The sequence below is a fragment of the Yersinia enterocolitica genome (assembly GCA_002082245.2).
GTDB lineage: Bacteria > Pseudomonadota > Gammaproteobacteria > Enterobacterales > Enterobacteriaceae > Yersinia > Yersinia enterocolitica_E.
Genome location: NBTC02000002.1, coordinates 3,319,371 through 3,336,159, shown reverse-complemented (window position 1 = coordinate 3,336,159; position 16,789 = coordinate 3,319,371). Strand labels below are relative to the sequence as shown.

The following is a 16,789-nucleotide window of genomic DNA, read 5'->3' as shown; positions in this document are numbered from 1 at the left end:
GCTCCTTTTGCGCTATGATCCGCCATTCCGATCGCATCCGCTACTCTGGATCACTACTCCGGGATCGTAGGGGGATGTTAGTCGTAAAAACAACCGAAAAACGGTTCGCATGTCACTTTGGCTTGCTACAGGCCATATTGGCGTGTGTCAAAAACGATGAGTTACAAAAAATCCTGATTTCTTTCTTTTATTGATCTTGTTCGAGTGGAGTCCGCCGTGTCACTTTCGCTTTGGCAGCAGTGTCTTGCCCGATTGCAGGATGAGTTACCTGCCACAGAATTTAGTATGTGGATACGCCCCCTACAGGCGGAACTGAGTGACAATACTCTGGCGCTTTACGCCCCTAATCGTTTTGTACTGGACTGGGTCCGTGATAAGTACTTAAACAATATCAATGGCTTACTTAATGACTTTTGTGGTTCCGAGGTTCCTTTACTGCGTTTTGAAGTAGGGAGTAAACCGGCGGTAAGAACACACAGCCATCCAGTAACCGCCAGTGTTAGTGCACCTGTCGCTCCGGTTACCCGCAGCGCCCCTGTACGCCCGAGTTGGGACAGTTCGCCCGCTCAACCTGAACATTCTTACCGTTCGAATGTGAACCCGAAGCACACATTTGATAACTTCGTTGAAGGTAAATCCAACCAACTGGCTCGTGCTGCGGCACGTCAGGTTGCTGATAATCCGGGTGGCGCATATAACCCGTTATTCCTCTATGGCGGTACAGGTTTGGGTAAGACTCACCTGTTACATGCAGTAGGGAATGGCATCATGGCGCGTAAAGCCAATGCCAAAGTGGTTTACATGCATTCGGAGCGTTTTGTGCAGGACATGGTTAAGGCCTTGCAGAACAACGCGATAGAAGAATTTAAACGCTATTATCGTTCCGTTGATGCATTATTAATCGATGATATTCAGTTCTTTGCCAATAAAGAGCGTTCCCAGGAAGAGTTTTTCCACACCTTTAATGCCTTGTTGGAAGGTAATCAGCAGATCATTTTGACCTCAGATCGCTATCCAAAAGAGATCAATGGCGTCGAAGATCGTTTGAAATCGCGTTTTGGCTGGGGTTTAACGGTTGCCATTGAGCCGCCGGAACTAGAAACCCGAGTCGCGATCCTGATGAAGAAAGCGGATGAAAATGATATTCGCTTGCCCGGTGAGGTTGCGTTCTTTATTGCCAAGCGTCTGCGTTCCAATGTGCGTGAGCTGGAAGGGGCATTGAACCGTGTGATAGCTAATGCCAACTTTACCGGTCGGGCAATCACCATTGATTTCGTGCGCGAAGCTCTGCGTGACTTGCTGGCATTGCAGGAAAAGCTGGTTACCATCGATAATATTCAAAAGACTGTCGCAGAATATTATAAAATTAAGGTCGCTGACCTGCTCTCCAAACGGCGTTCTCGTTCGGTGGCCCGCCCGCGCCAAATGGCGATGGCGCTGGCAAAAGAGTTAACCAACCACAGCCTGCCTGAAATCGGCGATGCGTTTGGTGGCCGCGACCATACCACGGTGTTGCATGCTTGCCGCAAGATTGAGCAATTGCGTGAAGAAAGCCACGACATCAAAGAAGATTTCTCTAACTTAATCAGAACATTATCCTCCTAGCGCTATGAAATTTATCATTGAACGTGAGCATCTGCTAAAACCGCTGCAACAGGTCAGTAGCCCGCTGGGTGGACGTCCTACGTTGCCAATTTTAGGTAACTTGTTGTTGCAAGTGACCGAAGGCTCTTTGTTGCTGACGGGGACCGATCTGGAAATGGAGATGGTCGCGCGCGTGGCGCTGTCTAATCCCCATACCCAGGGAGCAACCACCGTACCGGCCCGGAAGTTTTTTGATATCTGGCGCGGTTTGCCAGAAGGGGCAGAAATCACGGTGGCGCTGGATGGTGATCGTCTACTGGTGCGCTCTGGCCGTAGCCGCTTCTCGCTGTCTACCCTGCCCGCGGCGGACTTCCCTAATCTGGATGATTGGCAGAGTGAGGTGGAGTTCACCTTACCGCAAGCCACACTGAAACGTCTGATTGAGTCCACTCAGTTCTCGATGGCTCATCAGGATGTGCGCTATTACTTGAACGGTATGCTGTTTGAGACTGAAGGTGAAGAGCTGCGCACTGTGGCGACCGATGGCCACCGTTTGGCGGTATGTTCCATGCCAATCGGGCAGACATTACCTTCACATTCGGTGATCGTGCCGCGTAAAGGTGTGATGGAGCTGGTCAGGTTATTGGATGGGGGTGATACACCACTGCGCCTGCAAATCGGCAGCAACAACATCCGCGCGCATGTGGGGGATTTTATTTTCACCTCTAAGCTGGTTGATGGCCGTTTCCCTGATTATCGCCGGGTATTGCCGAAGAACCCTGACAAAACGCTAGAAGCGGGTTGTGACTTGCTGAAACAGGCTTTTGCCCGTGCAGCAATTTTGTCAAATGAGAAGTTCCGCGGCGTTCGGCTCTATGTCAGTCACAATCAGCTCAAAATCACCGCCAATAACCCTGAACAGGAAGAGGCGGAAGAAATCCTCGATGTTAGCTACGAGGGAACGGAAATGGAGATCGGTTTCAACGTCAGCTATGTACTTGATGTGCTGAATGCACTGAAATGCGAAGATGTGCGCCTGTTATTGACCGATTCGGTCTCCAGTGTGCAGATTGAAGACGGTGCTAGTCAGGCTGCGGCCTATGTTGTCATGCCAATGCGTCTTTGAACTATAGCGGGCTATCTTACTTGCCAGCTTGGGATTGGGCAGTGCTCACCATCCTCACGTACATTAAGTACGCTCCGGTGGTTGTGCGCTGTCCGCACCCAATCTGTCTGCGACAATTACGCCCTCTTTCAGAGGTAATGCGATAACGCCCTTGATGGTTTGATGTTCAATAATGAAGACATTTGCAGCATGGCTCTGACACGGTTGTTAATTAAAGATTTTCGTAATATCGAATCGGCAGACTTGGCGCTGGCAGCGGGGTTTAATTTTTTAGTTGGCCCCAACGGTAGCGGTAAAACCAGTGTGTTAGAAGCGATTTATACCCTTGGCCATGGTAGGGCTTTTCGTAGTTTACAAGCAGGCAGAGTGATCCGTCACGACTGTGCCGAGTTTGTGTTACATGGCCGGGTTGATGTGAATGAACGTGAATCATCTATTGGGCTAAGTAAAAGCCGGCAGGGTGATAGCAAGGTGCGGATCGATGGCACTGACGGCCACAAAGTGGCCGAATTGGCGCAAATGCTGCCCATGCAATTGATCACCCCTGAGGGGTTCACCTTATTGAATGGCGGGCCAAAATTCCGGCGCGCTTTTTTAGACTGGGGTTGCTTTCATAATGAACCCGGTTTTTTTACGGCCTGGAGCAATCTAAAAAGATTACTTAAGCAGCGCAACGCCGCGCTGCGCCAGGTTAGTCGCTATGCGCAAATCCGGCCTTGGGATCAGGAAATTATCCCACTGGCTGAACGCATTAGTGAGTGGCGGGCGGCATACAGTGATGCAATTGCGGCAGATATTTCAGCCACATGCTCCCTGTTCCTGCCAGAGTTTGCCTTGAGTTTCTCTTTCCAGCGCGGCTGGGATAAAGAGAGTGACTATGGTGAGTTGCTGGAACGCCAGTTTGAGCGTGACCGCGCGCTAACTTATACCGCCATCGGGCCACATAAAGCGGATTTCCGCATTCGGGCCGAGGGTACGCCGGTAGAAGATTTGCTATCGCGTGGTCAGTTGAAGTTGCTGATGTGCGCACTGCGGTTAGCGCAGGGTGAGTTTCTCACCCGACAGAGCGGGCGGCGTTGCCTGTATCTGCTTGACGATTTTGCTTCCGAATTGGACACCGGCCGTCGTCGATTATTGGCCGAGCGTCTCAAGGCTACCCAGGCACAGGTTTTTGTCAGCGCAGTGAGTGCTGAGCAAGTTGCCGACATGGTAGGCGAAAAGGGCAAGATGTTCCGCGTGGAACATGGCAAAATAGAGGTTCAACCACAGGATTAAAAATGAGCGAGAAACGTTGATGTCGAATACTTATGACTCCTCAAGTATCAAGGTATTAAAAGGGCTGGATGCGGTTCGTAAGCGTCCGGGCATGTATATCGGTGATACTGATGACGGTACCGGTCTGCACCACATGGTATTCGAGGTTGTGGACAACGCTATCGACGAAGCCCTCGCTGGCCACTGTAAAGAAATTATAGTCACCATCCATTCGGATAACTCTGTTTCTGTGCAGGATGATGGCCGTGGTATCCCAACCGGTATGCACGAAGAGGAAGGGGTATCAGCCGCAGAGGTCATCATGACCGTGTTGCATGCTGGCGGTAAATTTGACGATAACTCTTACAAAGTTTCCGGCGGTTTGCACGGCGTGGGCGTGTCCGTTGTTAACGCCCTGTCTGAAAAGCTGGAACTGGTCATTCGCCGTGATGGCAAAGTTCACGAGCAAACCTACAAAATGGGCGTGCCTCAGGCACCGCTGAAAATGGTGGGTGAAACCGATCTGACCGGGACGACCGTGCGTTTCTGGCCAAGTTTCCAGACCTTCACCAATAACATCGAATTCCAGTATGAAATTCTGGCTAAACGCCTGCGCGAGCTGTCGTTCCTGAACTCCGGTGTATCAATCAAACTGAAAGACAAACGTAACGACAGAGAAGACCACTTCCATTATGAAGGGGGTATTCGGGCGTTTGTTGAGTATCTGAGCAAAAACAAAAACCCGATCCACCCGAAAGTGTTCTATTTCTCCACCATGAAAGATGATATCGGTGTGGAAGTGGCATTGCAGTGGAATGATGGTTTCCAAGAAAATATCTACTGCTTCACCAATAACATTCCGCAGCGCGATGGTGGTACTCACTTGGTGGGCTTCCGCACGGCGATGACCCGTACGCTGAACAGCTATATGGACAAAGAAGGCTACAGCAAGAAAGCGAAAATCAGCGCCACTGGTGATGATGCCCGTGAAGGCCTGATTGCTGTTGTTTCTGTTAAAGTGCCGGACCCTAAATTCTCCTCACAGACTAAAGATAAATTGGTTTCTTCTGAAGTGAAAACTGCGGTCGAAACGCTGATGAACGAGAAGTTGGTTGAGTATTTGCTGGAAAACCCAACCGACGCCAAAATCGTGGTTGGCAAAATTATCGATGCTGCCCGCGCGCGCGAAGCCGCGCGTAAAGCGCGTGAAATGACACGCCGTAAAGGCGCGCTGGACCTGGCAGGTTTGCCGGGCAAACTGGCAGATTGTCAGGAACGTGACCCCGCGTTGTCCGAACTCTACTTAGTGGAAGGGGACTCTGCGGGCGGCTCTGCGAAACAAGGCCGTAACCGTAAGAATCAGGCCATTTTGCCGTTGAAAGGTAAAATCCTGAACGTTGAGAAAGCGCGCTTTGACAAAATGCTTTCTTCGCAGGAAGTCGCAACGCTGATTACTGCATTGGGTTGTGGTATTGGCCGGGATGAATATAACCCTGACAAACTGCGCTACCACAATATCATTATCATGACCGATGCCGACGTGGATGGTTCTCACATCCGCACGTTGCTATTGACCTTCTTCTACCGTCAGATGCCGGAAATTATTGAGCGTGGCCATGTGTTTATCGCTCAGCCGCCACTGTATAAAGTGAAAAAAGGCAAACAAGAGCAATACATCAAAGATGATGATGCGATGGAACAGTATCAGATGACACTGGCACTGGATGGCGCTGCATTGCACGTCAATCCTGAGGCACCACCGCTAGTGGGCGAGCATTTTGAGAAACTGGTTGCTGAGCATTATAGCGTTCAGAAGACCATTGCTCGTATGGAGCGCCGTTATCCGCGTGCTTTGCTGAATAACCTGATTTATCAGCCAACCTTGAAAGAAGAGGATTTGAGCGATAAAGCAGTGGTGACACAGTGGATTGATTCACTGGTGGTGTTACTGAATGAAAAAGAGCAGCACGGCAGCAGCTACAGTTCTGTGGTGCGCGAAAACCGTGAGCGTCAATTGTTCGAGCCAATATTGCGTATCCGTACCCACGGTGTAGATACCGATTATGATCTGGACTTTGATTTTGTCCACGGCGGTGAGTATCGCAAGATCTGCCTACTGGGCGAAAAACTGCGTGGCTTAATTGAAGAAGGCGCATTTGTTGAACGTGGCGAACGCCGAGTTCCGGTTTCAAGCTTTGAAGATGCGCTGGACTGGTTAGTGAAAGAGTCTCGCCGTGGCTTGGCAATTCAGCGCTATAAAGGCTTGGGTGAAATGAACCCAGAGCAGTTGTGGGAAACCACCATGGACCCAACCAGCCGCCGTATGCTGCGAGTGATGGTGAAAGATGCCGTTGCAGCGGATCAGTTATTCACCACCCTGATGGGTGATGCGGTTGAGCCTCGTCGTGCCTTTATCGAAGAGAATGCGTTACGCGCAGCCAATATCGATATTTAATCCGATAAGCGATTGATCGGATAGAAAAGCCCAGGGCAGTAAGCTGCCTCTGGGCTTTTTTTTGCCTATTTGCACCCCATTGAGAATTCATCGGGTTATGACATTCAAAATCAACTCAAGAGCAGCAAACCAGGTTTACGCTATGTCGGATGTGCCAATGGGGCGATGTCAGTTTTGCGTGAAGCTAGCGTGCTGTTTGCCGTGGTGATAGGTTGTGTATTTCTTGGCAAATCGCTGTCCATCAGAAAAGTGGTGGCGTGCACCGTAATTGCTATCGGTTCGATCCTCATTAGGTAACGGTTGGGGGGCATGGAATATCCCAATCAGGTTGCCGCAGGACAGCATAGGATAATCAGGAGAATGAAAGATGTCTTTGAATCCAACCATTGCGCTTATTGGTCCGGGCGCTATTGGCACCACCATCGCAGCAGTACTGCATGAGGTGGGACGTACACCGGTACTTTGCGGTCGAACTGCGCATTCGCAGCTAGAGCTACGCTATGACGGCGGCCAGATTATTGTACCCGGACCAGTGCAGATCCATCCCGCAGCGATTACCCGGCCGGTCGATCTGGTTTTTGTTGCTGTAAAATCGACTCAGGTTGACGCGGCAGCGCCATGGCTGGCGACTTTATGCAATGAGAATACCGTGGTGTGCGCACTGCAAAATGGTGTTGAGCAGATGAGCCAACTTGCGCCTTACGTATGTGGCGCCACCGTTCTGCCTTCAGTAGTGTGGTTCCCCGCACAGCGTGAACCGGATGCTTCTGTATGGCTGCGTGCTAAACCACGTCTTACCTTGCCGGATTCTCCGCCGGCGAATTTGGTGCTCACCGCGCTAAGTGGCACCCGTTGCTTAGTCGAGCTGGCGGCTGATTTCACCTCTATCGCCTGGCGCAAGCTGCTCCAGAACGCGGTGGCGGGGTTGATGGTACTGGCGAATCGCCGTGCTGGCATGTACACACGTCCCGACATCACCGAGTTGGCACTCGCTTATCTGCGGGAATGCCTCACCATCGCGCGAGCTGAAGGCGCAAAACTAAGTGATGACGTGCCGCAGGAGATTGTGGATGGCTTTCATCGCGCCCCGGCTGATTTAGGTACTTCGATCCTTGCCGACCGTCAGGCGAATCGTCCGCTGGAATGGAATATTCGTAACGGCGTGGTGCAGCGGTGCGGGCGTGCGCATAATATTCCAACACCGTTCAGTGATGTCATCGTTCCACTTCTTGCGGCAGGCAGCGACGGGCCTGGGTGATCATGCTAATTGAGGATAAAAAACGCATCATTCGTACATCCGGTTTACGCAAAGAAATCTGTCACCCCAATACAAGATATATGGCGGGAAATTGTGCTGATGCCAGTTGCAGTGCCAGTCCAAGTCGGGACTGTATATGCGTCGTTACCTGATTGATTTCTCGCGCGTACGCTTTTATTCCATTGGCTCTCATACCCCATTCACTAGCATTTGAGCGCTGAATCGCGTTAGCATGAGGCATTAGTTAAATAAATGTGAGGACCTATGGCTATTGAACTGATCGCTATCGATATGGACGGCACGTTACTGAATCCGCAGCACGAAATCACTCCACGGGTAAAGCAGGCTATTGATGCTGCCCGGGCTAAAGGGGTCTGTGTGGTATTGGCCACGGGTCGGCCCTATATTGGGGTCCAACGTTATTTACGTGAATTAAATATGCAAAACAGTGGTGATTATTGCATCAGCAATAACGGTGCATTAGTGCAAAAAGCCGCCACGGGTGAGTGTATTTTGCAGGAAACTATCAGTTTTGAGGATTACCTCTATTTCGAGGCTTTATCGCGCAAAATGGATGTTAGCTTCCAGGCTTTTGATTTTGATACCTTATATACCGCGAACAAAGACATCAGCAAATACACCCTACATGAAGTGTTATTGACCGGTATTCCATTGAAATATCGTGCAATCGAAGAGATGGACCCAACATTACGTTTTCCTAAAGTGATGATGATTGACGAGCCAGAAAAACTGGATCGTGCCTTAGCGATGATGCCAGCCGAAGCTTTTGAGCGTTTCACTATCATGAAGAGTGCACCGTTTTATCTGGAAATCCTGAGTAAGCGAGTGGATAAAGGGACTGGGGTGAAAATGCTGGCAGATCACTTAGGCATTGCGCAGGAAAATGTGATGGCTTTGGGTGATCAGGGTAATGATATTGCGATGGTTAACTATGCTGGTGTCGGTGTTGCAATGGGGAATGCTATCCCTGAATTGAAAGAGATAGCGCAGTTTGTCACGTGCACCAACAGTGAAGACGGTGTGGCGGTAGCGATAGAGAAATTTGTACTTTGATATTTAACTGATGCAGTAGCTCATTAATTTGCTGCTCGGATCAGGTTTCGGTTGATATTCAATTTGTTGCTATTGCCGACCGTTATGCCTCAACCAAGCAAGAGGGCTGGCCGGCCCTCCTGCACCTGCGGCTTGCGCGAAATATTGTGGCTTCGCCATACCCTCCGGCAGCTTACCGGCTAATCGAACCGGTGCTGACTCGCTCCCAGCTCGACAGCACCTTTCGCCGCGTCCATGCGGCTCATTCGGCCTGTAAACTTTGTCGGCAATATTCCTGATTGCGCTCAAGGTCAACAGAGAAAATCTAAAAGCCTACCCTCTCTTTTATCACCCTAGAATCCCTTTCACTATTTGCACATCCTGAATCCCTAATCCGGTTAAATCCGCCAGAGTGATCTGTTGGTCATTATCTCTAAAAGAGATACCTTGCGCTAAAACTGAACCCACCTCAGTTAAGGTGTGAGTTGCTAATAGCCCTTGCTGGAATGCCTGCGAAATCTCACCAAATTCTGAGCATTGCGCCCATGAGTCCAGCAATATTTTATCGGCTTTAGCTACCAGTTCAGGGGATAGCTCATGTTTACCTGCACTATCTGCACCGACCGCCGTAATATGGGTTCCTGGCTGAATATCCGCCGCTTGCAAGATAGGTTCTCTGCTCGGTGTGGTGGTGATAATCAACTGGCATTGACGGGCTAACTTTGCGGCATTCAGTGTAGTATTAACCGCGAAACCTTCATCTTCAGCATACTGCCGATACTCCTCTAATGCCGTTTCACTGCGACCCCAAACCCATAGCTGACGGCATGCCACCACACTTTTTAGGTACATCAGATGTAGCCGTGCCTGCATACCGGTACCGATGATACCAATAGCACTGATATGTTTTGGTGCGCAAAGCTCGGCGGCAATTCGCCCGGCCAGCGCAGTACGCAGCGCAGTTAGCCACCCCTCATCGAGCAAGATAGCTTGTGGCTCGCCAGTAAGGGCGGAAAAGGCCATCATCAGCCCTTGATTACTGGCCAATCCTTGCGCGGGATTATCATAGAAACCGCCGGAAACCTTTACCACAAACTGACTGTCACCTTGCAAATACCCACTTTTAATACAGCAATCACCGTTGGCTTGCCCAAACAGCAAATGTTGCACTGGGGGCATTTGCACTTGCTGCTGGCTATATGCAATAAAGCCCTCTTTGAGCAGCAAGGTGATGGCATCTGCATCGAACTTGTCAAGAATTTGTTGCTTACTCAAAATTAGCATTCGGCGATGGCTCCCAGATATTTTTCCAGTACGATATTTTTACCGCACAGTACCACTGCCACTTTCTTACCTTGCCAACGTGGTGCCAGTTTCAACGCTGCCGCTAATGCCACACCAGCAGCACCTTCAATCATCCAACGGTCTGTGTGGGCAATCAAGCGCATGGCATCTTTGATTTCCTGCTCACTCACCAGGACTTTCTGATCGATCAACTGTTGGCAAAGTGCGAAGGTGATGGCTCCGGGTTCAACACCTCCGGCGGTACCGTCAGACAGGGTTTCCTGCTCTGCCACTTCCTGAATTTGGCCATTTTGCAGGCAGGTATACATGCTGGTGGCATTCGCCGGCCAGCAACCAATCACCTGTGTTTTATCCGATAATTTCTTTAAAACTGTCGCAATACCAGAAATCAGGCCACCACCGCCAACGGCAATAAACACAGCATCAAGGTCTGGTTGCTGTTCCACCATCTCCATGCCACAGGTACCTTGCCCGGCAATCACTTGCGGGTCGTTATAAGGAGAGATATAGACTTTGCCCTGCTGCTCTGCGGCGATACTCGCAGCCAGTTCGGCATTTAAAGCATCTCCTGCTACCAGTTCAATATGGCCGCCCAGTGCGCGAATAACTTCCAGCTTGATAGCTGCCGCTTGCTCTGGCGCATATATGGTGGCTTTCACTCCTGCCAGTTTCCCCGCTAGCGCCATAGCTTGCCCGTGGTTACCGGTCGAGGCAGTAATAACGCCGTTCTGGCGCTGTTCATCGGTCAACAAACGCAACTTGTTACTGGCTCCACGAAATTTAAAAGAACCGGTATGTTGCAGATGCTCGCACTTAAGATAGATTTCGCAGCCACTGTGCTGCGATAGCAATGGGCTATATTCCAGCGGCGTCACTCTCACTTGTGGGCGTAATACCTGATGAGCTTCTTTAATGGCATCGAATAATGTATTCATGACGGTTCCTTAAAATCCTTTAGCTGGTTTTTATATTTTTCAAATGGTTATAAACAGTCGCCCGACCAATGCCGAGGATTTTTGCCACGTAACCGGCTGCATTCTTACCGTTGAATGCGCCCTGTTGATAGAGGGTCTCAATGAGCATCCGGCGGCTAGCATTATTCAAAGCTGCTAGCGTGAGCTGCTGCTGCTGTAACCAATGATGGATATAAGTGTTGATGCGTTCCTGCCAATCATCCTGAAACAGCACATCCGGTTGTGGCTGTAGTTGTTGCCCTGACAGGAATAGCTCCAGTGCTGCTTTGGCACTTTCAAATACGGTGATATCCAGATTGATACATAACAATCCAATTGGCTGCCTATTGTCATCACGTAATACCGTGCTGATGGAACGCAGTTGACGGCCATCCCAATTACGCTTTTGGTAAGGCCCGATCACCTGTGAGTGCTGATCAAATCGCAACTCACTGAGATTGGAGTCTTCCCCTAATTCCCGCTGTGAATAGTTGTTGGCGATATAAACCAATTTTTGGCTGGTTAAGTCATGAATGACGACTTCTGCATAGGGAGAGAAAAGGGTGGCGATTGCATCGGCAATGGGCTGGTATCGATTAAGCATAGGTCATTTTATTTGGAATTAAAAATCCATATTAGACTTTTATTTCTAAATGCACAGGGGTTATGCCGTTTTTTTCATTCATTTTGTGATGGATTGCTTATTTTGCGATCCAAATTGTAGTACAAAAATAAAATATAGCTCTACAATCTGTTTGTGTTGAATGACAAAATTTGAAAATTGTGCGGCGTTGTGGGGACGGTTAATCAAGAGATGCGTAAAGTAAGGGAATCATTATTGGTTAACCTGAAATAACCGGAGCGAACATGACAAAAGAACAACTCAGTAAAACAGACCGCATTATTTTGGTTATTGGTCAGCAGATTGTTGAGGGCAAATATCCACCGGGCTCACCGTTGCCTGCTGAAGCGGAAATTTGTGAGGAATTTCAAACCTCTCGTAACATGATTCGTGAGGTTTTTCGGGCGCTGATGGCAAAGCGATTGATTGAAGTGAAACGTTTTCGTGGGGCGTTTGTCCGGCCCCGTAATCAGTGGAATTATCTCGATACCGATGTACTGCAATGGGCGCTGGCCAGTGATTATGACCCACGTTTAATCAGTGCGATGAGCGAAGTGCGTAATCTGGTCGAGCCAACTATCGCCCGCTGGGCTGCCGAAAGGGCAACCTCGAAAGAGCTGGCGGTGATTGAAACGGCACTCAATGAAATGATCGCCAATCATCAAGATAGAGACGAATTTAACGAAGCGGATATCCGCTATCACGAGGCGGTATTGGCTTCGGTACACAATCCGGTATTACAGCAACTCAGTGTGGCAATCAGCTCTCTGCAACGGGCGGTGTTTGAACGAACCTACATGCCTGATGAAGAAAACATGCCGCGCACATTACAAGAGCATCAGGATCTTTATGACGCTATTCGCCATCAAGATGCTGATGCGGCAGAACGGGCTGCGTTAACCATGATAGCCAGCTCCGCTAAACGGCTAAAGGATATTACATGAGTGAGCAGAGTTATGGATAAAAGCTATATCGCCATTGATTGGGGATCGACCAATCTGCGTGCTTGGCTTTATTTACGTGGTGAATGTGTAGATATGTTGCGATCCGAAGCTGGGGTCACTCGCTTTAATGGGCAAAGTGCGCAGCAGATATTTCAGCAGGTTATCGCGCCGTGGCGTGAGCAGCAGCAACAGTATGACTTGCCAGTGCTGATGGCGGGCATGATTGGCAGCAATGCGGGTTGGATTTCAGTGCCTTATCTTGCTTGCCCAACCCGTCTTACGCAGGTATCGCGTCAATTAACTTGTGTGGCGGAGGCTGAGCCAATTCGGGCATGGATTATCCCCGGTTTATGTGTTGATAAGCCAGATAACCGCAACGTGATGCGTGGTGAAGAAACCCAACTGATCGGTGCGTATAGCGAACGGCCTTCATCAGTCTATTTAATGCCGGGAACTCACAGTAAATGGGTGCAAATGCAGGGTGACCAGGTCATGGATTTCCGCACTCTGATGACAGGTGAATTGCACTATTTGCTGCTGAATAATTCATTGGTGGGGGCAGGGCTGGAGGCTCAATTACCGGACAATACTGCGTTTATCGATGGCCTGACGCAAAGCTTTAATGACAGCAATATCATGCGTTGTCTGTTTGAGACGCGTGCTGCCCATGTGTTGGGTCGATTGAAGCGAACATCGGTCGGCGACTGGCTTTCTGGCCTGCTGATAGGCAATGAAATCGTGCAGATGCAGCAGCAATATCCGCTCGCTGCTGGTGAGTGTATTACGGTGATTGGCAATCCTAAACTGGTTGAGCGCTATACCCAAGGGTTAGAGATGGCTGGGATGCTTTATCAGGTGTTGGATGGCGATCAGGCTTTTCAAGCGGGAATCAGGAGTATTGTAAATGAAATGGAATACTAACATGCCATTGATTGGCATTTTGCGCGGCATCACACCGGCGGAAGTTCATGACCATGTGGCCGCTCTGCTTGATGCAGGCTTTGATGCGGTTGAAATTCCGCTGAATTCCCCACAATGGGAAGTGAGTATCGCGCAAACGGTCGCGGAATTTGGTCATCGTGCATTAATTGGTGCGGGCACGGTACTGAAACCCGAGCAACTGGATGTGTTGCATAGCATGGGCAGCAAGCTGGTGGTCACGCCGAACACCCAACCGGCGGTGATCCGTCGGGCTGTTGAGTTAGGCATGACGGTTTGCGCTGGGTGTGCCACCGCATCTGAAGCTTTCACGGCGCTGGATGCAGGCGCGCAAGCCCTGAAAATTTTCCCCTCGGTCTCTTTTGGTCCCGACTATATCAAAGCATTAAAAGCCGTATTGCCCCCTGAGGTGCCGGTGTTTGCCGTTGGTGGGATTACACCTGAGAATTTGTCTATTTATTTGGCTGCGGGTTGTGCTGGTGCTGGTTTGGGCGGTGACCTTTACCGCGCAGGCCAATCGGTATCTCAGACCGCACAACAAGCGGCTGCGTTTATTAAAGCCTTTAAGGATGCTACAAAATGAAAATTACCAAGCTAACCACTTACCGTTTACCCCCACGCTGGATGTTTCTGAAAATCGAAACAGATGAAGGCATTATTGGTTGGGGTGAACCGGTAATTGAAGGGCGTGCTCGTAGCGTTGAAGCTGCGGTACATGAGTTATCGGAATATGTTATCGGGCAAGACCCGGCGCGTATCAACGATATTTGGCAGACATTATATCGCGGCAGTTTCTATCGCGGTGGTCCTATTCTGATGAGTGCTATTGCCGGCATCGATCAGGCGCTATGGGATATTAAAGGTAAAGCGTTGGGAGTTCCGGTTTACCAATTATTGGGTGGATTGGTTCGCGATAAAATTAAAGCTTACAGTTGGGTTGGCGGTGATCGTCCGTCTGATGTGATTAGCGGTATTAATAAACTTACTGAGATTGGTTTTGATACGTTTAAACTCAATGGCTGTGAGGAAATGGGCCTGATTGATAATGCCCGTAAAGTTGATGCCGCAGTAGCGGTCGTAGCACAAATTCGTGAAGCCTTTGGTAACCGTATTGAATTTGGTTTAGATTTTCATGGTCGGGTTAATGCGCCAATGGCAAAAATCCTGATTAAAGAATTGGAACCTTATCGCCCATTGTTTATTGAAGAACCCGTATTAGCTGAACAGGCAGAATATTATCCCCGTCTGGCGGCACAAACCCATATTCCTATCGCAGCAGGCGAGCGGATGTTCTCCCGTTTTGAATTTAAACGGGTATTGGCCGATGGCGGGCTGGCAATTATTCAACCTGACTTATCTCATGCTGGTGGCCTGACTGAGTGCTTTAAAATTGCCGCTATGGCAGAGTCTTATGATGTGGCATTAGCACCACATTGCCCACTTGGGCCAATTGCATTGGCGTCTTGTTTGCACCTTGATTTTGTCGCCCGCAATGCAGTCTTGCAGGAGCAAAGCATGGGGATTCATTACAACCAAGGTGCTGAGTTGCTGGATTATGTGATTAATAAAGACGATTTCAAAATGACCGATGGTCATTTCTATCCACTGACGAAACCCGGCTTAGGGGTAGAAATCAATGAGGAATTAGTGATTGAACGCAGCAAGAATGCCCCTGATTGGAGAAATCCGGTTTGGCGCTATCCTGATGGTGCCGTCGCCGAATGGTAAGTTGCCCTCGTTCGATTAATTAATAAATTATCTAATACAATTATCAGGGAAATAATCCTAACAAAGATAAAGCGTATATCAGCCGTTAAAAAACTATTTTCTTCCGGTTAATAATTCGGGTGGAAAAATAGAAATTATATTAAATAACAATTTATTGCGACCCTACACGCAGGAGTTCCCTTGCGCCCAAAATACGGTAATGCGACAGTGTTATCAGCAATTTGGGCAGGGAGCTTCGGCGTATATTAATCCGATTATAATTGGGATCATTACCATGGAAATGACCTTAGCTACTGCCCCAAGCAAAAGGCGCTATCTGACACTATTTATGATATTTGTCACGGTTGTCATTTGTTATGTTGATAGAGCCAACCTTGCCGTTGCTTCAGCCCATATTCAGGAAGAATTTGGTATCACCAAAACCCAGATGGGTTATATTTTCTCCGCTTTTGCCTGGACCTATACCTTATGCCAGATCCCCGGAGGCTGGTTCCTCGATCGCGTTGGCTCCAAAATGACGTATTTCATTGCTATTTTGGGGTGGTCAGTCGCGACCTTATTACAGGGGTTTGCGAACGGGCTGGGCACCTTAATTGGTTTACGTGCGATTACCGGTTTATTTGAAGCGCCTGCTTTCCCAACCAATAACCGCATTGTCACCAGTTGGTTCCCAGAGCAGGAGCGAGCCTCAGCAGTTGGTTTTTATACCTCAGGTCAGTTTGTCGGCCTGGCATTTCTGACTCCATTACTTATTTGGGTACAGGAAGTCCTCAGTTGGCACTGGGTATTTATTATCACTGGGGGGATCGGCGTTATATGGGCATTGATATGGCACTTTGTTTATCAGCCACCACGTAAATCCAAAGGTATTAATCAGGCCGAACTGGATTACATTCAATCGGGTGGCGGTATTGTTGATGGTGATGCGGCGAGCGAGAAAAAAGCCCGAACCCCCATCACCGCTGCTGAGTGGAAACTGGTATTTAACCGCAAACTGGTTGGCGTCTATATTGGGCAGTTTGCCATAACCTCGACGCTGTGGTTCTTCCTGACTTGGTTCCCTAACTATCTGACCCAAGAGAAACATATCAGTGCGTTGACTGCCGGTTTTATGACCACCGTACCGTTTTTGGCGGCTTTCTTTGGTGTATTGCTCTCTGGGCTAGTGGCCGATCGCATGGTGCGCAAAGGCAAGTCCATTGGCTTTGCCCGTAAAACACCAATTATCTGCGGTTTATTGCTTTCTACCTGCATTATGGGGGCTAACTATACCAACGATCCGTTCTGGATTATGGTGTTAATGGGGTTGGCTTTCTTCGGTAACGGCTTCGCTTCTATTACCTGGTCACTGGTTTCATCATTGGCACCAGTGCGGTTGATTGGCCTGACGGGTGGCGTCTTTAACTTTGTCGGTGGGCTGGGGGGGATCACGGTTCCACTGGTGGTCGGTTATCTGGCACAGGATTATGGTTTTGCTCCTTCCCTGATTTATATCGCAGCAGTGGCATTTATGGGCGCACTCTCTTATATCTTCCTGGTCGGAGATGTTGAACGGGTGGGATAAACCC

The 16,789-nt window shown here is 49.3% G+C and carries 14 protein-coding genes and 1 pseudogene; 12 read left to right on the top strand and 3 right to left on the bottom strand.

Features of this window, described 5'->3' with window-relative positions; all coding sequences use genetic code 11:
• Positions 1-216: 216 nt before the first annotated feature.
• From A6J66_016715 to A6J66_016685, 7 genes and pseudogenes are all read left to right on the top strand, one after another.
• Entirely contained in the window at positions 217-1,605 is a 1,389-nt protein-coding gene (locus A6J66_016715) for a chromosomal replication initiator protein DnaA (GenBank protein PNM25673.1), read from the top strand.
• Positions 1,606-1,609: 4 nt separating this feature from the next.
• Complete coding sequence (locus tag A6J66_016710) at positions 1,610-2,710, top strand: DNA polymerase III subunit beta (GenBank protein ID PNM25672.1); 1,101 nt, start codon at positions 1,610-1,612, stop codon at positions 2,708-2,710.
• A gap of 189 nt (positions 2,711-2,899) precedes the next feature.
• On the top strand, positions 2,900-3,985 hold the full coding sequence (locus A6J66_016705) for a DNA replication/repair protein RecF (protein ID PNM27053.1): 1,086 nt from the start codon (positions 2,900-2,902) through the stop codon (positions 3,983-3,985).
• Between the two features lie 19 nt (positions 3,986-4,004).
• Complete coding sequence (gene gyrB, locus A6J66_016700; GenBank protein PNM25671.1) at positions 4,005-6,419, top strand: DNA topoisomerase (ATP-hydrolyzing) subunit B; 2,415 nt, start codon at positions 4,005-4,007, stop codon at positions 6,417-6,419.
• Positions 6,420-6,786: 367 nt separating this feature from the next.
• Positions 6,787-7,677, top strand: a complete 891-nt coding sequence (locus A6J66_016695) for a 2-dehydropantoate 2-reductase (protein PNM25670.1) — start codon at positions 6,787-6,789, stop codon at positions 7,675-7,677.
• 264 nt (positions 7,678-7,941) lie between these two features.
• Complete coding sequence (locus tag A6J66_016690) at positions 7,942-8,751, top strand: Cof-type HAD-IIB family hydrolase (GenBank protein ID PNM25669.1); 810 nt, start codon at positions 7,942-7,944, stop codon at positions 8,749-8,751.
• Positions 8,741-8,935 (top strand): annotated as a pseudogene (locus tag A6J66_016685) (hypothetical protein). The gene A6J66_016690 and the pseudogene A6J66_016685 overlap by 11 nt, the downstream one beginning before the upstream one ends.
• Positions 8,936-9,078: 143 nt before the next feature.
• Here the strand turns inward: A6J66_016685 and A6J66_016680 are convergent.
• The 3 genes from A6J66_016680 to A6J66_016670 are packed head-to-tail and all read right to left on the bottom strand — an operon-like array spanning position 9,079 to position 11,592.
• Positions 9,079-10,014 (bottom strand): ornithine cyclodeaminase family protein, encoded by a 936-nt coding sequence (locus tag A6J66_016680; GenBank protein ID PNM25668.1) that lies wholly within the window; start codon positions 10,012-10,014, stop codon positions 9,079-9,081.
• On the bottom strand, positions 10,008-10,970 hold the full coding sequence (locus A6J66_016675; GenBank protein ID PNM25667.1) for a threonine/serine dehydratase: 963 nt from the start codon (positions 10,968-10,970) through the stop codon (positions 10,008-10,010). The genes A6J66_016680 and A6J66_016675 overlap by 7 nt, the downstream gene beginning before the upstream one ends.
• A 19-nt stretch (positions 10,971-10,989) precedes the next feature.
• Positions 10,990-11,592, bottom strand: a complete 603-nt coding sequence (locus A6J66_016670; protein PNM25666.1) for a hypothetical protein — start codon at positions 11,590-11,592, stop codon at positions 10,990-10,992.
• A gap of 263 nt (positions 11,593-11,855) precedes the next feature.
• Between A6J66_016670 and A6J66_016665 the strand changes: the two genes are divergently transcribed.
• The 5 genes from A6J66_016665 to A6J66_016645 all read left to right on the top strand — a co-directional run bounded on the left by A6J66_016665 (position 11,856) and on the right by A6J66_016645 (position 16,785).
• The gene (locus A6J66_016665) at positions 11,856-12,554 is read left to right on the top strand and encodes a FadR family transcriptional regulator (GenBank protein ID PNM25665.1); all 699 of its coding nucleotides are present in this window, start codon (positions 11,856-11,858) and stop codon (positions 12,552-12,554) included.
• 12 nt (positions 12,555-12,566) lie between these two features.
• Positions 12,567-13,475: a 2-oxo-3-deoxygalactonate kinase gene (locus tag A6J66_016660; GenBank protein ID PNM25664.1), complete on the top strand. Its 909-nt coding sequence runs from the start codon at positions 12,567-12,569 to the stop codon at positions 13,473-13,475.
• On the top strand, positions 13,459-14,076 hold the full coding sequence (locus tag A6J66_016655; GenBank protein ID PNM25663.1) for a 2-dehydro-3-deoxy-6-phosphogalactonate aldolase: 618 nt from the start codon (positions 13,459-13,461) through the stop codon (positions 14,074-14,076). Before A6J66_016660 ends, A6J66_016655 begins: the two co-directional genes overlap by 17 nt.
• Positions 14,073-15,221, top strand: a complete 1,149-nt coding sequence (locus A6J66_016650; GenBank protein PNM25662.1) for a galactonate dehydratase — start codon at positions 14,073-14,075, stop codon at positions 15,219-15,221. Before A6J66_016655 ends, A6J66_016650 begins: the two co-directional genes overlap by 4 nt.
• A gap of 274 nt (positions 15,222-15,495) precedes the next feature.
• Positions 15,496-16,785: an MFS transporter gene (locus A6J66_016645; protein PNM27052.1), complete on the top strand. Its 1,290-nt coding sequence runs from the start codon at positions 15,496-15,498 to the stop codon at positions 16,783-16,785.
• Positions 16,786-16,789 lie beyond the last annotated feature (4 nt).

Excerpts from the sequence above, each read along its gene's own strand:
- A6J66_016710 (PNM25672.1), top strand. The coding sequence starts at position 1,610 with ATGAAATTTATCATTGAACGTGAGCATCTGCTAAAACCGCTGCAACAG.
- A6J66_016705 (PNM27053.1), top strand. The coding sequence starts at position 2,900 with ATGGCTCTGACACGGTTGTTAATTAAAGATTTTCGTAATATCGAATCG.
- gyrB (PNM25671.1), top strand. The coding sequence starts at position 4,005 with ATGTCGAATACTTATGACTCCTCAAGTATCAAGGTATTAAAAGGGCTG.
- A6J66_016695 (PNM25670.1), top strand. The coding sequence starts at position 6,787 with ATGTCTTTGAATCCAACCATTGCGCTTATTGGTCCGGGCGCTATTGGC.
- A6J66_016690 (PNM25669.1), top strand. The coding sequence starts at position 7,942 with ATGGCTATTGAACTGATCGCTATCGATATGGACGGCACGTTACTGAAT.
- A6J66_016680 (PNM25668.1), bottom strand. The coding sequence starts at position 10,014 with ATGCTAATTTTGAGTAAGCAACAAATTCTTGACAAGTTCGATGCAGAT.
- A6J66_016675 (PNM25667.1), bottom strand. The coding sequence starts at position 10,970 with ATGAATACATTATTCGATGCCATTAAAGAAGCTCATCAGGTATTACGC.
- A6J66_016670 (PNM25666.1), bottom strand. The coding sequence starts at position 11,592 with ATGCTTAATCGATACCAGCCCATTGCCGATGCAATCGCCACCCTTTTC.
- A6J66_016665 (PNM25665.1), top strand. The coding sequence starts at position 11,856 with ATGACAAAAGAACAACTCAGTAAAACAGACCGCATTATTTTGGTTATT.
- A6J66_016660 (PNM25664.1), top strand. The coding sequence starts at position 12,567 with ATGGATAAAAGCTATATCGCCATTGATTGGGGATCGACCAATCTGCGT.
- A6J66_016655 (PNM25663.1), top strand. The coding sequence starts at position 13,459 with ATGAAATGGAATACTAACATGCCATTGATTGGCATTTTGCGCGGCATC.
- A6J66_016650 (PNM25662.1), top strand. The coding sequence starts at position 14,073 with ATGAAAATTACCAAGCTAACCACTTACCGTTTACCCCCACGCTGGATG.
- A6J66_016645 (PNM27052.1), top strand. The coding sequence starts at position 15,496 with ATGGAAATGACCTTAGCTACTGCCCCAAGCAAAAGGCGCTATCTGACA.